Origin of the sequence: Streptomyces sp. NPDC001315, assembly GCF_042896175.1 — a bacterium.
Taxonomy (GTDB): Bacteria; Actinomycetota; Actinomycetes; order Streptomycetales; family Streptomycetaceae; genus Streptomyces.
On sequence record NZ_JBIAWZ010000007.1, the window covers coordinates 291,903 to 308,448 of the forward strand.

A 16,546-nucleotide genomic window follows, 5' to 3' on the forward strand; every position below is an offset into this window, starting at 1 on the left:
GTCTCTATGGGGGCATAAGGTGGGCTTATGAGCGACGCGAGTGGGCAGGGCGGCACGCGGGCGCCGGGCGGTTCGATCGCGCACCGGGTCCCGGATCTCGGCGCGCTGGAGCTGCTGCTGGCGGTGGCGCGGCTGGGCAGCCTGGGCGGGGCGGCGCGGGAACTCGGCATCACCCAGCCCGCCGCCAGCAGCCGGATCCGCTCGATGGAACGCCAGCTGGGCGTGGCGCTGGTGGACCGCTCACCGCGCGGCTCCCGGCTCACGGACACCGGGGCGTTGGTGACGGACTGGGCGCGGCGCGTCGTCGAGGCGGCGGAGGCCTTCGACGCGGGAGCGCAGGCGCTGCGCGACCGCCGTGACTCCCGGCTGCGGGTGGCGGCGAGCATGACGATCGCCGAGTACCTGCTGCCGGGCTGGCTGCTCGCCCTGCGCGCCCAGCGCCCCGACACGGCGGTGTCGCTCCTGGCCGGGAACTCGGCGGCGGTGGCGGAACGGCTGCTGTCCGACGAGGCGGACCTCGGCTTCGTGGAGGGGCTGTCGGTGCCGACCGGCCTGGAATCCGCGGTCATCGCCCACGACCGGCTGATCGTGGTGACGGCTCCCCGCCACCCCTGGGCCCGCCGCCGGCGCCCTCTGGAGGCCGAGGAGCTGGCCGCGACGCCGCTGATCCTCCGGGAGGAGGGCTCGGGCACCCGGCAGGTCCTGGACGTGGCCCTGGGGGGCCTGGCCCGCCCCCTGATCGAACTGTCCTCGACCACGGCGGTGAAGGCGGCGGCGGTCAGCGGGGCCGGGCCGGCCGTGCTGAGCGAACTGGCGGTGGGGGAGGAGCTGGCGATGCGCCGCCTGGTGAGCATCCCCGTGGAGGGCGTTTCGCTGCGGCGGGATCTGCGGGCGGTGTGGCCCACGGGACACCGGCCGATGGGCCCGGCGAGGGAGCTGCTGTCACTGACGCGGGGTTGAGTTCTTCGGGCTCCGGTCGGTGAATGTTCAGCCCCCCGGCGTTTGCGAGCGGAGGTCCGGGGGCAGCGCCCCCGGGACGGGTAGGGGCGGCGGGGGCGAAAACCCTTGGCGAGCCGCGACCACCCGCCCCCACCATGGTCCGCATGACCCCCACCGCCCCGCCCGCCGCAGGCGCCCGCACCCCCTGGGAAGCCCTTCCCACCACGGTCCACGACGCCGTCGCGCACATCATCGGGGCGCCCGTACTCCACGCCGTCACCGAGCCCGGCGGGTTCTCCCCGGGCGTGGCCGCCCGCCTCCGTACCGCCCAGGGACGGCGCGCCTTCGTCAAGGCGGTCAGCGCCGACACCAACCCCGACAGCCCGGCCCTGCACCGCACGGAGGCCCGCAACGCCGCCGCGCTCCCACCCGCCGTCCCCGCCCCCCGCCTCCTCGGCACCTACGACGACGGCACCTGGGTCGCGCTGGTCTTCGAGGAAGTGTCTGGGCGCCAGCCGCACGTCCCATGGCGGCCGGCCGAGCTGCGGCGCGTGCTCGACGCGGTCGAGGACCTCAGCCGTACCCTCACCCCGTCCCCCCTCGACGCCCCGCCCGCCGCCGAGCGATTCGCCGACGCCTTCGACGGCTGGCGCCGACTGCGCGACGGCGCGGCCGGCGACGTGCGCGGGCGCCTCGACGACTGGAGCGCCGCCCACCTGGCCGACCTGGCCGAACTCGCCGCCCCGTGGCCCGAGTCCGTCTCCGGCGACACCCTCGCCCACGCCGACCTGCGGGCGGACAACATGCTGCTGACGGCCGACGGAGGTGTCGTGTTCGTCGACTGGCCGCATGCCGTGCGAGCCGCGCCCTGGTTCGACCTGCTCGTGATGCTGCCGTGCGTGCGCGCGCAGGGCGGACCGGATCCACAGGAGGTTTTCACCGAGCATCCGGTGGGCCGCGACGCGGACCCCGGCGCGGTCACCGCCGCCCTCGCCGCCCTCGCCGGCTACTTCCTCGAACACGCGCTGCGGCCCCCGCCGCCCGGCCTGCCCACCCTCCGCCCCTTTCAGCGGGCCCAGGGGGAGGCCGCCGTGGAATGGCTCAGGACGCGGCTGTGACCAGGGCCCGCATCACCCGCAGGTCCTCGCCCATTTCCGGGTGCCACTGCACGCCCAGCACCCACCCCGCCGTGGCCGGCAGCTCGATCGCCTCGACCGTCCCGTCCGCCGCGTACGCCGACGGGACCAGGTCGGTGCCGAGGCGGTCGACGGCCTGGTGGTGAAAAGTCGGTACGGCCGTCTCCTCCGGTACGACACCGGCGTACAGCGTGCCCGGGACCGGCTTGACCGGGTGCCGGCCGAAGACGCCGACCACCTCCGCGTGCCCGTCGACGTGCTGGACGAGCGTGCCGCCGAGAGCGACGTTCAGCAGTTGCATGCCCCGGCAGATGCCCAGCAGCGGGACGCGCGCGGTGAGTGCCGCCTCGATCAGCGCGAGCTCCCAGGCGTCCCGGGCGCGGGCGGGCGGGCCGGTGCGGGGGTCGGGCTCGGCTCCGTAGCGGACCGGTTCGACGTCCGGGCCGCCCGCGATCACCAGCCCGTCGAGGCGCGCCACGGTCGCCGCCGCGTGCTCCGGCGCGTCCGGCGGCAGCATCGCGGCCAGGCCGCCTGCCCGCTGCACGAGCCGCGGATACCCGGCCGGCAGCAGCGCCGCCTCCAGCTCCCACACGCCCCAGCGCGTCCCGGACTCCAGATACGTACTGACGCCGATCAGCGGCCTGCGCGCCATGTGCCCTCCTACCCCGTGCAATGGATTGACCGCATACCTTTACTGGGCGCGCCCGTGCGCGGCAAGAGGGAGCCCGGCGCACGCTTGCCGGCCCTCACGCCAGGAACCCCCGCAGCAGTGCCGCCGTCCCCGCGCAGTGCTCCCGTGTCATCTCCCGCGCCCCGTCCGCGTCCCCGTCCAGCACCGCCTCGACCAGTGCGATGTGCTGGCGCTGCGAGTGCTCCAGGTTGCGCACCAGGAGCGGGATGCAGTCCAGCAGGTCGTTCACCGTCGCCCGGACGGCCGCGTACTGCGCGGTGAGCGACGGGGAGCCGCACAGCTCGGCCAGCGTGAGGTGGAGCAGCGTGTCCAGGCGGCGGTAGTCCGCGAGCGGCGCTTCGTGCGTGCGGGCCAGCGCCTCGCGCAGCCGGGCCGCCTGCTCGTCCGTCAGCCCGTGCGCCGCGCACAGCCCCGCCGCGCCCACCTCCAGCACCTCCCGGAAGCGCAGCACGTCCTCGATGTCGACCTCGGCGATCCGTCGCCGCAGCTCGTCCTCGCCGCCGGCGTCCGCGCGCGGCAGCACGAACGTTCCGCCGTACCGGCCCCTACGGGACTCCACCAGGCCCTGGTCCTGGAGCACCTTCAGTACGTCGCGCAGCGTCACCCGGCTTATCCCGAGCCGCTCCGCCAGCTCCCGCTCGGCCGGCAGTCGCTCGCCGCCGGGCACCAGGCCCAGCCGTACGACCTGGAGGATCTGCTCCAGCGCCTCCTCGAAGCCGTTGCCCGCCCGCACCGGCCGCAGCACCGGCGCGAGTCCGTCGGCCGGGCCGCGCGTGGCCGGCCTCCCCGGGCCCGTGTCCTGCGGCATCCGGCCGCACCCCCTTCCCAAGCAATGGTTCTCAGCAATACCTTATGGCTCCCGGTTCGAAGAAGGCGAAGGAGGCCCTCTCGTGGCAGACCGCACGCCGCCGCTGAGCGTCGAGGAACTGCACGCCCTCGTCGTGAGCGGTGAGATCGACACCGTCGTCCTGGCCTTCCCCGACATGCAAGGGCGCCTCCAGGGCAAGCGGTTCGCCGCACGGTTCTTCCTCGACGAGGTGCTGGAGCACGGCACCGAGGGGTGCAACTACCTCCTCGCCGTCGACACCGAGATGAACACCGTCGACGGGTACGCCATGTCCTCCTGGGAGCGGGGTTACGGTGACTTCGCCATGCACCCGGACCTGTCCACCCTCCGCCGCGTGCCCTGGAACGCCGGTACGGCCATGGTGATCGCCGACCTCGCCTGGGACGACCGGTCCCCCGTGGCCGCCGCGCCCCGGCAGATCCTGCGCCGCCAGCTGGAACGGCTCGCCGAGCACGGGTTCACCGCCCAGGTCGGCACCGAACTCGAGTTCATCGTCTTCAAGGACACCTACGAGCAGGCCTGGGACGCCAACTACCGGGGGCTGACGCCGGTCAACCAGTACAACATCGACTACTCCGTGCTCGGCACCGGCCGTATCGAGCCGCTGCTGCGCCGCATCCGCAACGAGATGGCCGCCGCCGGCCTCACCGTCGAGTCCGCCAAGGGCGAGTGCAACCCCGGCCAGCACGAGATCGCGTTCCGGTACGACGAGGCCCTGGTCACCTGCGACCAGCACGCCGTCTACAAGACCGGCGCCAAGGAGATCGCCGCCCAGGAGGGCGTCTCGCTCACCTTCATGGCGAAGTACAACGAGCGCGAGGGCAACTCCTGCCACATCCACCTCTCGCTCGCGGACGCGGACGGCACGAACGCCATGGCGGGCTCCGCCTCGGAGCCGGGCGGCATGTCCGACGTCATGCGGTACTTCCTCGCCGGGCAGCTCGCCGCGCTCCGCGACTTCTCGCTGCTCTACGCCCCCAACATCAACTCCTACAAGCGCTTCCAGCCCGGCTCCTTCGCGCCGACCGCCGTCGCCTGGGGCCACGACAACCGCACCTGCGCGCTGCGCGTGGTCGGCCACGGCCGCTCGATGCGGTTCGAGAACCGGCTGCCCGGCGGTGACGTCAACCCGCACCTCGCCGTCGCCGGGCTGGTCGCGGCCGGGCTGTACGGCATCGAGCAGCAACTGGAGCTGCCCGAGGCGTGCATGGGCAACGCCTACACCGCCGCGTTCGAGCACGTTCCCACCACACTGCGCGAGGCCGCCGAGCTCTGGGAGAACAGCCCGATCGCCAAGGCCGCCTTCGGCGACGAGGTCGTCGCGCACTACCGCAACATGGCACGCGTCGAGCTGGAGGCCTTCGACGCCGCGGTCACCGACTGGGAGCTGCGCCGCTCCTTCGAACGCATGTGAGGTCATTCTTGTCCTACGAGCAGTCCGACGAGCGGTCCCATGAGCAGTCGCACGAGCACGAGCTTCAGGTACTGAACCCCGCCACCGAGGAGGTCGTCGCGACCGTCCAGGCCGCCACCGCGGCCGACGTGGACGCGGCCGTCGTACGCGCCGCCGGGGCGCAGGCCCGGTGGGCCGCCCTCGCGCCCGGCGACCGCGCCCGGCTGCTGCGCCGGTTCGCGGCCACTGTCGACGAACATGTCGAGGAACTGGCGCAGTTGGAGGTCCGAGAGGCCGGTCACACCGTCGGCAACGCCCGCTGGGAGGCCGGCAACGTCCGCGACCTGCTCGACTACGCCGCCGGGGGAGTGGAGCGGCTGACGGGACGCCAGATCCCGGTCGCCGGAGGCCTCGACGTGACGATCCTCGAACCGCTCGGCGTCGTCGGTGTCATCGCGCCCTGGAACTTCCCCATGCCCATCGCGGCCTGGGGCACGGCTCCGGCGCTCGCCGCGGGCAACGCGGTGCTCCTCAAGCCCGCCGAGACGACGCCGCTGACGGCCCTGCGCCTCGCCGAACTCGCCCTGGCCGCCGGGCTGCCGGAAGGCCTCTTCCAGGTGCTGCCCGGCCACGGCCCGGTCGCCGGCAACGCGCTCGTCGAGCACCCCGGCGTCGCGAAGATCGTCTTCACCGGGTCGACGGCCGTGGGCAAACAGGTGCTGGCGAAGGGCTCGGCCCTCCTCAAGCGCGTCACCCTGGAACTCGGCGGCAAGAGTCCGAACATCGTCTTCGACGACGCCGACCTCGAAGCCGCCGCGGCCGCCGCCCCCATGTCCTTCCTCGACAACTCCGGCCAGGACTGCTGCGCCCGCACCCGCATCCTCGTCCAGCGCTCGGCGTACGACCGCTTCCTCGACCTGCTCGCCCCCGCCATCGAGTCCGTCCTCGTCGGCGACCCGGCGAACGAGCAGACGCAGATGGGCCCGCTGATCTCCAAGGTGCAGCTGGAGCGGGTGCGTTCGTACGTCGACGCGGCCGCGCCCGGCATCCGCGGCAAGGCCCCGGAGGGCCCCGGCTTCTGGTTCCCGCCCACTGTCCTCACCGGCGTCGACCCGCACGCGCGCGTGGCCGTCGAGGAGGTCTTCGGCCCGGTCGCCGTCGTCCTGCCCTTCGAGGACGAGGCGGAGGCCGTAGCGCTGGCCAACGCCACCGACTACGGGCTCTCCGGTTCCATCTGGACCCGGGACGTCGGCCGCGCCCTGCGCGTCTCGGGGGCCGTCCGCGCCGGCAACCTGTCCGTCAACTCCCACTCCAGCGTCCGCTACTGGACCCCCTTCGGCGGCTTCAAGCAGTCCGGGATCGGCCGCGAGCTGGGCCCCGACGCCCTGACCGCCTTCACCGAAACCAAGAACGTCTTCATCAGCACGGAGGGCCCCGCACTATGACTCAGGCTCAGGAGACCGGTACATCCTCTGGGGGTTCCCCCCAGACCCCCGTCTGCCGTCGGCTGGTCGGCCGTACCGCCGTCATCACCGGAGCCGGCAGCGGCATCGGCCTCGCCACCGCCCGCCGGCTCGCCTCCGAGGGCGCCCACGTCGTCTGCGGCGACGTCGACGACGCCCGCGGCAAGGCGGCCGCCGAGGAAGTCGGCGGGATCTTCGTGAAGGTCGACGTCACCGACCCCGAGCAGGTCGAGGCCCTGTTCAAGACGGCCTACGACACCTACGGCAGCGTCGACATCGCCTTCAACAACGCCGGTATCTCCCCACCCGACGACGACTCCATCCTGGAGACCGGGCTGGAGGCGTGGAAGCGCGTGCAGGAGGTCAACCTCACCTCCGTCTACCTGTGCTGCAAGGCCGCGATCCCGTACATGCGGCGCCAGGGCAAGGGCTCCATCATCAACACGGCGTCGTTCGTGGCCCGCATGGGCGCCGCCACGTCCCAGATCTCGTACACGGCCTCCAAGGGCGGCGTCCTGGCCATGTCCCGGGAACTGGGTGTGCAGTTCGCGCGGGAGGGCATCCGCGTCAACGCCCTGTGCCCCGGACCGGTCAACACTCCGCTCCTCCAGGAGCTGTTCGCCAAGGACCCGGAGCGGGCCGCCCGTCGTCTCGTGCACATCCCGGTCGGCCGGTTCGCCGAGGCCGAGGAGATCGCCGCCGCCGTCGCCTTCCTGGCCAGCGACGACTCCTCCTTCGTGAACGCCAGCGACTTCCTGGTGGACGGCGGAATCTCGGGCGCGTACGTCACGCCCCTGTAGGGACGAAACGGTACGGTTCACGCGTATGCGATCCCGTACACCGACGGCAACGCTGCCGGCTCAACCAGGAGGTCTACGGCGTCCAGGGCGCCGCCCGGCGCCGGCAGCCGTGGCCGCACCGGCCGGCGATCGCGGGCGGTGACGCCGACCCCGACGTCACCCCGCGGGCGCCCCTCCTGCGGGACGACGGCACGGTGGTCCCCGACCGGCGGGACACCGTGCATCGAGCCAACAGATCCGTGCAGTGAGCCGATCTACAGGAAGGTGTGGCCCTCGCCGCGGTACGTCGGCGCGGTCGCCGTCACCGTGTCCCCCTCGATCAGGTGCAGCACGTCGAACCGCTCGCACAGCTCACCGGCCTTCGCGTGCCGGAACCACACCTTGTCGCCGACGAGCAGGTCGTCGGCCGGCGAGCCGAGCAGCGGGGTCTGCACCTCGCCGGGCCCCTCCTGGGGGTCGTAGCGCAGTCCCTCCGGCAGGTACGGCACCGGCAGCCGGTCCGGCCCCGCGGCGCCCGAGGCGGGGTAGCCGCCGCCCAGGACGGTCACCACCCCGACCCCCGGCCGCCGCACCACCGGCTGCGCGAAGAGGGCGGCCGGACGCCCCCTGAAGGACGTGTAGTTGTCGAACAGCCGCGGTACGTACAGCCCGGAGCCGGCCGCTATCTCGGTGACCGCGTCCTCGGCGGCCGTGTGCTGCACGCTGCCGGTGCCGCCGCCGTTGACGTACTCCAGGTCGGGTACGACGGCCCGGACCGCGCGCACCACCGCGGCGCGCCGCTCGGCCAGCTCCCGGCGGGCGGCCGCCTGCATCAGCCGTACGGCACGGGAGCGCAGCGGCCGACCGGCGACCGCGTCCCCGACGCCGGCGACATGACCCTCGTACGCCATGATCCCGACGACCTTGAACCCCGGCCGCCGGGCCACCGCGCGGGCCAGGTCGGCGACCTGCGCGGGGGAGTGCAGCGGGGAACGGCGCGCCCCGACCCGCACCCGGCCGCCGAACAGCTTCAGGGCGGTGTCCAACTCCAGGCAGACGCGCACGACTTCGCTCCCACCGGAGCGCGCGGCGTCGATCAGGTCGAGCTGGGCGGGGTCGTCGACCATCACGGTCACGGCGGAGGCCAGCTTGGGGTCGCCGGTCAGTTCGGCGAAGGCCGTGCGGTCGGCCGAGGGGTAGGCGAGCAGGACGTCGTCGAATCCGGAGCGCGCCAGCCACAGGGACTCGGCGAGGGTGAAGGACATGATGCCCGCGAAGCCGTCCTTCGCCAGGACGCGTTCGAGCAGGGCCCGGCAGCGAACGGACTTGCTGGCGACCCGGATCGGCTTGCCGCCGGCCCGGCGGACGAGGTCGTCCGCGTTGGCGTCGAAGGCGTCCAGGTCCACGATCGCGAGGGGGGCGTCGAGATGGGCGGTGGCCCGGTCGTAACGGGCCCTGTCGGCGGCGCGCGCAGTCATGAACGAAGCCTGCCAGACAGGATTACCGCAGGGTAGGGGGACGTTCCGGGCAGATGCCCCGGCGTCGCGGACTGGTTCCCGTTCGCCCCTGAACAAGCCGTAGAGTGACGCGCACGCACAGAGGATCGACACCGGTCGCAGGTCCGCGCCGGGATGGCGGTCCGTCCGTGCGGGTATGCGTGCCCGAGGCGAACGAATCCGTAGCGGGCAGTCCGGGCACGAGCACGACAGTGACCCGCGCACGAGAACGACGGCCCGGGTACGAGGGAAACGGGGGGTGCATGAGCACGGAAGCGCGCCGCGCCCCCGTCCCCCCACGCCCCACGACGCCCCCCTCGGGGGATCCGGTGGACGAGGGCGCATCACCCGGGCCCGACGCACCCCCGGGCAACGACTCGTCAGCCACCGCACCGGAAGCTCCCGGTGCGCGGTCGGGGGTTTCGCCGGGCGGGGCGTCGGAGGGTTCCGGGACTGGCACGGGGGTCTTGTCGGGCGGGGCGTCCGAGGGATGCGGCGCGCGGCCGGGAACTTCGTCGGGCGGTACGCCCGAGGGCTTCGGCGGACCGTCGGGAGCTTCGTCGGGTGCTGTGCGTGGCTCGTCGTCTTCCGCCCGGTCGGACTCCGGGGCGCAGGGCACACGCGGTGGCGACGCGACCGGGGCGGGCCCTTCCGCGTCCGGTTCCGCGCAGACCGGGGTGCGCTTCCCCCGCTTTCGGTCCGCCCCCTCACGACTCGGTGACCCGACGACTCCGCCGCCACCGGCAGCATCTTCCCGTTTCCCCGACACTCCACCGGCAGACTCGGCCCGTTTCCCGGACGCCCCGTCCGCCACGGGCCGTGAGGCGGGGGGTGACAGCACGGCCGAGGGTGGAGGTCCTGCGGCTTGGCGCGGGAGCGCGTCCGAGAGCACGGGCCGTGAGCCAGGGCGCGACGGCATGGTCCCGCGCGCCGGCCGTGAGGCTCGGCACGAGGCCACGACGCGGGGTGCGGGCCGTGAGCCGCGGCGCGACGGCGCCGGAGGCGTCGCGCCGGGCGGTGCGCCGCCGCGGCCGGGCCACCGGCCCATGGCGCAGCCGAGGCGCACCGGCGCACCGTCCGAGACGCCGTCGGAGACGACCGCCCGCCTCCGCCCGATTCCCCCGGCCCCCCAGCCCGAGCCGGACACCGACCGGGGTTTCACCCCCACAGCACCGCCGAGCCGTCCCGGCGCCACCGCCGTCCCGCCGCGTCCGGAGACTCGCCCCGGCACCGCCACGCCCGCGGAGCCCTTCCGGCGCCGTGGTTCCGGAGCCGTCCCACCGCGTCCGGACAGTCGGCCCGGTGGCCTGTCCGCCGATGCCTCCCACCGTGCTGCTCCCGGAGCCGTCCCGCCGCGTCCGGACACCCGCCCCGCCCCCACGTCCGCCGACGCCTTCAGCCGCCCCGGTTCCGCCGTACCGTCGGCGTCTCCCGCCGGTTCCGCCGTGCCGCCGCGCCCCGTGCCGCCCGGCGCCGCGGGTGCCCCCGCTGCCCCCATCCCCCTGGCGCCGGACCCGGCGCTCTCCTGGAGTGTCATGACGCCGGGTGGGACGCTCGGTGCGGATCGGCCCGTCGTGACGTTCGGGGAGCCGGAGGGGTACGACGAGCGGACGCGGCCACGGCCGCTCGGTGCGCGACTGCGGCCCCGTACCGCAGCCGTCGGCGTCTGTCTGGTGCTGGGGCTCGGGCTCATCGGTGGTGCCGTGACGGGCAGTTGGCTGACCGGCGGTGCCGGGGACGACAAGGCCCCGGACACCTTCACGGCGGCCGCCGACCTGTGGCACAGCATCCCCGTCGACCAGCTGTTCCCGCCCACCGTGCCGGGGACGGGAGCCGGCCCGGGCGGCGCCGACCGGACCTGGACGCGGATCGCCGTCGCCCCGGACAGCGGCTGCCAGAACGCCTTCGACCCGCTGCTGGGCAAGGCCCTCGCCCCCGCCGGCTGCCGGCGCCTGCTGCGCGCCACGTACACGGACGCGACCCGGAGCTACGTCACCACCGTCGGCATGCTCTTCACCAAGGCCGACGCGGCGGCCATGAGCGCCCTGGACACCCAGTTCCAGAAGGAGGGCCTCGACCGCCGCACCGACCTCATGCCCCGCCCGTACGCCGCGAAGGACACCGTCGCCGCCGCCTTCGGCGACAAGCAGCGCGCATCGTGGACCATCTCCGTCCTCACGGACGCCCCCGTCGTCGTCTTCGCCGTCTCCGGCTGGGCCGACGGCCGCACCGTCGACACGCCACAGCCCGCGGCGGACGCCACCCGGACCGGTGCCACCACCGCCCCTGCCCAGGCCGGTCTCGGCAACGAGGCCCAGGGCCTCGCCGACCGCATCGAACGCGCCTTCCGCGAGACCGCCGGCGCGGCCACGGAGGCGCCCTCATGAGCAGCCGTACGACACATCGCGCCGGGCTCGTGAGCTGCCTCCTCGCAGCCTCCCTCGCCCTCGTGCCGGCCACCCCCGCGCACGCCGACGGCATCCGCGCCCAGCAGTGGGCCCTGGACGCCATGCACACCCAGCAGGCCTGGCAGACCACGAAGGGCCGGGGCATCACCGTCGCGGTCCTCGACACCGGCGTCGAGGCCGACCACCCCGACCTCACCGGCAACGTCCTGACCGGCAAGGACATGGTGGGCTTCGGGGCCGGACCCGGCGACCGCGCCTGGGCCCGGCACGGCACCGCGATGGCCGGGATCATCGCCGGCCACGGACACGGCCTCGGCGACGCCGACGGCGTCATGGGCATCGCCCCCGAAGCCAAGATCCTTCCCGTCCGCGTCATCCTCGAGGACGGCGACCCCTCCCGGGCCAAGGCCCGCAGCACCCGGGGCAACGCCCTCGCCGAGGGCATCCGCTGGGCCGCCGACCACGGCGCCGACGTCATCAACCTCTCCCTCGGCGACGACTCCGCCTCCGCGCACCCGGAGCCCAGCGAGGACGAGGCCGTCCAGTACGCCCTCAAGAAAGGCGCCGTCGTCGTCGCCTCGGCCGGCAACGGGGGCGAGAAGGGCGACCACATCTCCTACCCGGCCGCCTACCCCGGCGTCATCGCCGCGACCGCCGTCGACCGTTACGGCACCCGCGCGTCCTTCTCCACCCGCCGCTGGTACGCCACCGTCAGCGCCCCCGGCGTCGACGTCGTGATCGCCGACCCGGACCACAAGTACTACCAGGGCTGGGGCACGAGCGCCGCCTCCGCCTTCGTCTCCGGCGCGGTGGCCCTCATCAAGGCGGCCCACCCGGGCCTGACCCCGCCCCAGTTCAAGAAACTCCTCGAGGACACCGCCCGCGACGCCCCCAGCAGCGGCCGCGACGACTCCCGCGGCTTCGGTTTCATCGACCCGGCCGCCGCCCTCAAGGCCGCAGCCCGCCTCGATCCGGAGGGCCTGCGAGCCGCGTCGTACGGCGAGAAGTACTTCGGCTCGGGACCGGACACCGCCGAGGCGGACGACGACACGTCGAGCTGGGCGGGCCCGCTGGCGGGCAGTACCGGGGGAGTACTGCTGGTCGTCGCGATCGTGATGTGGCGGGGCCGCCGTGAGTCGCGGCACAACGACGGCTTCTAGGCGCCGGACACGTCCTAGCCGGAGGTAGTGGCAGAGGCGGTGGCACGGGCAGCGGCGGACGCCGAGGCCGAACCGTCGCCGCCCGTGAACGCCGAGAGCGCGGCCCGCGCCGCCGCCTCGACCAGCGAGATGCCCTTCGTCTGTGTCGCATTGCCGTTGGACAGGACGGACACCAGGTAGTCGTGGCCGTCGACCGTCACCCGCCCGATGCTGTTGATGTCCCACAGGCCGGTGGTACTGCGCGCCAGCCAGCCGTTCTTCAGCGCCCACGCGGAGCCGTCGGCGGCGGCCGAGACACCCCAGTGCTGGTCGGTCTCTATCTGCTTCATCAGCCCTCGCAGATACGACTGCGAGGCCTCGCTCAGCTTCGAGTCGTCCCCGAAGACCTGCTGGAGCAGCGTGAGCTGGTCGGCCGCCGTGGTCTGGGTCAGCCCCCACAGCATGTCGTCGCCGCCCGCGGTGTCCGTGAGCCCGAAACGCTCGTTCGCGGCGTCGAGCCCGTCCGCCTTGCCGATGATCCGCCACAGCGCCGACGCGGAGGTGTTGTCGCTGTTCTCGATCATCGCGGTGGCGTACGTCTTCTCCGCGGCGGTGAGACGCCGGCCCGCGTCCTGCGCCTGGAGCAGCAGCGTCGCCAGGATGTCGACCTTGACGATGCTCGCCGTGTCGAAGGCGGCGTCCCCGTACGTGGCGCTCTCCCCGGACTCCAGGTCCAGCACCGCCGCCGACACCTTCGCGCCGTCCGGCACGGTCACCGACGCCAGCGCGTCGGCCAGCAACTGTTCGCGGTCCACCGTCGGCTCCGCCACGGCTTCCACCGATGCCTCCCCGTCCGCCGAGGGCGAGGACGTGGCCGACGGCGACACCGACGACGATACGGCGCTCGTCCCGGTATGCGCCTTCGCCTTGACGTACACGGTGCCCGCGGCCGTACCGCCGACGATGGCGACCGAGACGAGCGCGGTGTACAGAAGGGGGCGGCGCCGTGACGGACGAGCACAGCGGCGTCGGCGGGCTCTGGAGGACTCCATGGCCGCGATGCTCGGGGCGGCGACTGTGCGGGCCGTTAGACGAAAGTAAGAGCTTCGTCAGGGAAATATGAGAAACCCGTGAATCTCGTGTCCGGCTGGTTTCCGGGCCCGCACAAGCGCAACAGCATCCCCCCTATAGGGTCGGTGACCGTGGCGAACAAGAACATTCCCGACCCTGGCTTCTCCGACGACGACGGCAGTGCCGACCCCCGGCTGAGCGCCGCGCTGGCCGCCTGGGCCGAGGACCGCACCGCCGTGACCCCCGTCCTGGAGGCGCTCAAGGGTGCCCGGCTGCTCGTCCCCGTCGTCGCCGTGCTCGGCGAGGTGGAGGAGGACGCGAACGGGCTGCGCCGCGAGAAGACCAGCGACATGGCCGTACCGACCCTGAAGGCGGGCCACCGCACCGCCCTCCCCGCCTTCACGTCCACCGAGTCGCTGGCCCGCTGGGACGCCCAGGCCCGCCCCGTGGCCGTACCCCTGCACCAGGCCCTCCAGGCCGCGGCGCACGAGAAGGCGGACACGGTCCTGCTGGACCTGGCCGGTCCGGTGCCGTACGAGCTGACGGGACCGGCACTGCTGGCGCTCGCCGAGGGCCGTACGACGACCGACCCGATCGCCGACCCGGCCGTCGTCGAGGCGGTACGCGCCGTGGTGGCCGCCGAGCCCGCCGTGCTGCGCGCCCACCTCGGGCCCGGGCCGGCCGACGGCACCCTCGCCCTCGTACTGGACCCGGCCGCACCCCCGGCCGACGCCGCCCGGGCGGTCGCCCGGCGGCTGGCCGCCGACGAGACACTGAGGGCCCGCCTGGTGCGCGGCCTCGACCTGGCACTGCTGCCGGCCGGGACGACGCCACCGGGCGAGCCCCTGTACGTACGAGGATGAAGCCGCCGGATATCGCCTGACGGTGGGATATCGGCTGTCGGCGAGCTAGCCGTAGATCGGGCCGGTGTACTTCTCGCCGGGCCCCTGACCCGGATCGTCCGGGGCGATCGACGCCTCGCGGAACGCCAGCTGCAGCGACTTCAGGCCGTCGCGCAGCGGCGCCGCGTGGAACGAGCTGATCTCGGTCGCGCTCGCGTCCAGCAGACCGGCCAGGGCGTGCACCAGTTTGCGGGCCTCGTCCAGGTCCTTGTACTTGTCGCCCTCCTCGGTCAGACCGAGCTTCACGGCGGCGGCGCTCATCAGGTTGACGGCGACCGTCACGATCACCTCGACCGCGGGGACCTCGGCGATGTCGCGGGTCATGGCATCGAAGTCGGTCGTGCCGGGGGTCTCGGGCGTGTCCGAGGGGGAGGTCTCACTCATGCCCCACACGATAGGTGCCGGGCGGGACCCGGCCCTACTTGGCCTCAATTAGCCGTTCCGGACCGATGCTGCTAACCTTGTGTAACGACCGGTCGGACACGCATGCCCATGGCAGACGGGCCCGACCTACAAGTGGAGGCTTCGAACTCCCACCTGACCGCCCTCCGGGGCGGCGGGTCACCGGTCAGGCGGCGCCATCCCTGTGACGGCGGTCCGCCCGATAGTGCGCCCCGCGTTCACCGCGGCGGTGTTCCGGTAGTTCGAGGAGCCCCGCCTGTGATCGTCCGGGGCATTTTTTGTGCTTCGGCGCGGTTCGGTCTAACGAACAGAGACGTTACGCGGCTGTCCGCCAGACCGCCGTGTGGTGCTACCGAGGAGGATCCATCAGCGCCGAGCCCCGCATCAACGACCGGATTCGCGTTCCCGAGGTGCGACTTGTCGGTCCCAGTGGCGAGCAGGTGGGCATTGTCCCGCTGGCCAAGGCACTGGAGCTTGCGCAGGAGTACGACCTGGACCTGGTCGAGGTCGCGGCGAACGCCCGTCCGCCTGTGTGCAAGCTCATGGACTACGGGAAGTTCAAGTACGAGTCGGCCATGAAGGCCCGTGAGGCGCGCAAGAACCAGGCGCACACGGTCATCAAGGAGATGAAGCTCCGGCCGAAGATCGACCCGCACGACTATGACACCAAGAAGGGTCACGTCGTCCGGTTCCTCAAGCAGGGCGACAAGGTCAAGATCACGATCATGTTCCGTGGTCGCGAGCAGTCCCGTCCCGAGCTGGGCTACCGACTGCTGCAGCGTCTCGCGGAGGATGTCCAGGACCTCGGGTTCGTCGAGTCGAACCCGAAGCAGGACGGCCGCAACATGATCATGGTCCTCGGTCCGCACAAGAAGAAGACCGAGGCGATGGCCGAGGCCCGGCAGGCGCAGGAGGCCCGCAAGGCGGAAGCGAAGGCCAACCCCGGTCGTTCGCAGAACCCTGCTGACACCGACGCCGACGCCGCGGTCGAGACCGACGTCGAGACCGAGGCACCCGCCGAGGAGCACGCCGAGGCGTGATCCCCGGGACGCGAGTCCCAGGATGCAACCCGATACAAGTACGACGCTCCACCGTGCCCGGTTTAACGACCGGGCACCGGAGCGCCACCGACGAGGAGAGAACGGCGCTATGCCGAAGAACAAGTCGCACAGCGGTGCCAGCAAGCGCTTCAAGATCACCGGCTCCGGCAAGGTGCTCCGTGAGCGCGCCGGCAAGCGCCACCTGCTCGAGCACAAGTCGTCCCGCGTGACGCGTCGCCTCACCGGCAACGCCGAGATGGCCCCGGGCGACGCCGCGAAGATCAAGAAGCTTCTCGGCAAGTGACGTACGGGCGCCACTGAGCGCCGTACGTCTGGACCGGGACCCAATCGTTTCCGGGCCGTGTGAGTCCAACCACGGCCCCGCTACAAGGAGTTAACAAGTGGCACGCGTCAAGCGGGCAGTCAACGCCCACAAGAAGCGCCGGGCGATCCTCGAGCAGGCCTCCGGCTACCGCGGTCAGCGTTCGCGCCTGTACCGCAAGGCCAAGGAGCAGGTCACCCACTCGCTGGTCTACAACTACAACGACCGCAAGAAGCGCAAGGGTGACTTCCGCCAGCTGTGGATCCAGCGCATCAACGCCGCTGCCCGCGCCAACGGCATCACGTACAACCGCTTCATCCAGGGTCTGAAGGCCGCGAACGTCGAGGTCGACCGCAAGATCCTGGCCGAGCTGGCCGTCAACGACGCCGGTGCGTTCGCCGCGCTCGTCGAGGTCGCCCAGAAGGCGCTGCCGGCGGACGTGAACGCGCCGAAGGCTGCGTGACGCCGCGCCGGCTCGCGCCGGACGTGACGTGATCGGACCCGCAGGCCCCAGCCGG

The 16,546-nt window shown here is 72.9% G+C and carries 16 protein-coding genes; 11 read left to right on the top strand and 5 right to left on the bottom strand.

Annotated features, from left to right (window positions below; genetic code table 11):
- Positions 1–27: 27 nt before the first annotated feature.
- Complete coding sequence (locus tag ACFY16_RS22030; RefSeq protein ID WP_390648841.1) at positions 28–960, top strand: LysR family transcriptional regulator; 933 nt, start codon at positions 28–30, stop codon at positions 958–960.
- A 143-nt stretch (positions 961–1,103) separates the two neighbouring features.
- Positions 1,104–2,057, top strand: a complete 954-nt coding sequence (locus ACFY16_RS22035) for a phosphotransferase (protein ID WP_390648842.1) — start codon at positions 1,104–1,106, stop codon at positions 2,055–2,057.
- On the opposite strand, the gene ACFY16_RS22040 is transcribed toward ACFY16_RS22035, so the two are convergent.
- Both ACFY16_RS22040 and ACFY16_RS22045 read right to left on the bottom strand, forming a co-directional pair.
- Entirely contained in the window at positions 2,041–2,727 is a 687-nt protein-coding gene (locus tag ACFY16_RS22040) for a gamma-glutamyl-gamma-aminobutyrate hydrolase family protein (RefSeq protein ID WP_390648843.1), read from the bottom strand. The two genes, ACFY16_RS22035 and ACFY16_RS22040, sit on opposite strands and share 17 nt — an antisense overlap.
- Before the next feature lie 94 nt (positions 2,728–2,821).
- Positions 2,822–3,574 carry a FadR/GntR family transcriptional regulator gene (locus ACFY16_RS22045; protein ID WP_390648844.1) on the bottom strand — a complete coding sequence of 251 codons (753 nt, stop codon included), beginning with the start codon at positions 3,572–3,574 and terminating at the stop codon, positions 2,822–2,824.
- 82 nt (positions 3,575–3,656) lie between these two features.
- Between ACFY16_RS22045 and ACFY16_RS22050 the strand changes: the two genes are divergently transcribed.
- The 3 genes from ACFY16_RS22050 to ACFY16_RS22060 are packed head-to-tail and all read left to right on the top strand — an operon-like array spanning position 3,657 to position 7,269.
- Positions 3,657–5,027 carry a glutamine synthetase family protein gene (locus ACFY16_RS22050; protein WP_390648845.1) on the top strand — a complete coding sequence of 457 codons (1,371 nt, stop codon included), beginning with the start codon at positions 3,657–3,659 and terminating at the stop codon, positions 5,025–5,027.
- Between the two features lie 8 nt (positions 5,028–5,035).
- A complete protein-coding gene (locus ACFY16_RS22055) occupies positions 5,036–6,451 on the top strand; it encodes an aldehyde dehydrogenase family protein (RefSeq protein WP_390648846.1) in 1,416 nt (471 codons plus the stop codon).
- On the top strand, positions 6,448–7,269 hold the full coding sequence (locus tag ACFY16_RS22060; protein ID WP_390648847.1) for a 3-oxoacyl-ACP reductase: 822 nt from the start codon (positions 6,448–6,450) through the stop codon (positions 7,267–7,269). The genes ACFY16_RS22055 and ACFY16_RS22060 overlap by 4 nt, the downstream gene beginning before the upstream one ends.
- A gap of 254 nt (positions 7,270–7,523) precedes the next feature.
- Here ACFY16_RS22060 and ACFY16_RS22065 read toward each other — a convergent pair whose 3' ends face one another.
- The gene (locus ACFY16_RS22065; protein ID WP_390648848.1) at positions 7,524–8,726 is read right to left on the bottom strand and encodes an amino acid deaminase/aldolase; all 1,203 of its coding nucleotides are present in this window, start codon (positions 8,724–8,726) and stop codon (positions 7,524–7,526) included.
- A gap of 1,592 nt (positions 8,727–10,318) precedes the next feature.
- On the opposite strand from ACFY16_RS22065, the gene ACFY16_RS22070 reads away from it, so the two are divergent.
- Positions 10,319–11,131, top strand: coding sequence for a hypothetical protein (locus tag ACFY16_RS22070; RefSeq protein WP_390648849.1), 813 nt, complete (start codon positions 10,319–10,321; stop codon positions 11,129–11,131).
- Complete coding sequence (mycP, locus tag ACFY16_RS22075; protein WP_390648850.1) at positions 11,128–12,312, top strand: type VII secretion-associated serine protease mycosin; 1,185 nt, start codon at positions 11,128–11,130, stop codon at positions 12,310–12,312. Before ACFY16_RS22070 ends, mycP begins: the two co-directional genes overlap by 4 nt.
- Before the next feature lie 14 nt (positions 12,313–12,326).
- Here mycP and ACFY16_RS22080 read toward each other — a convergent pair whose 3' ends face one another.
- On the bottom strand, positions 12,327–13,343 hold the full coding sequence (locus ACFY16_RS22080) for a serine hydrolase (protein ID WP_390648851.1): 1,017 nt from the start codon (positions 13,341–13,343) through the stop codon (positions 12,327–12,329).
- A gap of 150 nt (positions 13,344–13,493) precedes the next feature.
- Here ACFY16_RS22080 and ACFY16_RS22085 point away from each other — a divergent pair, with 150 nt between their 5' ends.
- On the top strand, positions 13,494–14,225 hold the full coding sequence (locus tag ACFY16_RS22085) for an SseB family protein (protein ID WP_390648852.1): 732 nt from the start codon (positions 13,494–13,496) through the stop codon (positions 14,223–14,225).
- A gap of 45 nt (positions 14,226–14,270) precedes the next feature.
- Here the strand turns inward: ACFY16_RS22085 and ACFY16_RS22090 are convergent, their stop codons facing one another.
- A complete protein-coding gene (locus ACFY16_RS22090) occupies positions 14,271–14,648 on the bottom strand; it encodes a DUF1844 domain-containing protein (protein WP_390648853.1) in 378 nt (125 codons plus the stop codon).
- A gap of 359 nt (positions 14,649–15,007) precedes the next feature.
- Between ACFY16_RS22090 and infC the strand changes: the two genes are divergently transcribed.
- The 3 genes from infC (at position 15,008) to rplT (ending at position 16,491) form a co-directional block, all read left to right on the top strand.
- Entirely contained in the window at positions 15,008–15,706 is a 699-nt protein-coding gene (infC, locus tag ACFY16_RS22095) for a translation initiation factor IF-3 (protein WP_390648854.1), read from the top strand.
- 109 nt (positions 15,707–15,815) lie between these two features.
- Positions 15,816–16,010: a 50S ribosomal protein L35 gene (rpmI, locus tag ACFY16_RS22100; RefSeq protein WP_003977225.1), complete on the top strand. Its 195-nt coding sequence runs from the start codon at positions 15,816–15,818 to the stop codon at positions 16,008–16,010.
- A gap of 97 nt (positions 16,011–16,107) precedes the next feature.
- Positions 16,108–16,491 (top strand): 50S ribosomal protein L20, encoded by a 384-nt coding sequence (rplT, locus tag ACFY16_RS22105; protein ID WP_055492778.1) that lies wholly within the window; start codon positions 16,108–16,110, stop codon positions 16,489–16,491.
- The last annotated feature ends 55 nt before the right edge of the window (positions 16,492–16,546 follow it).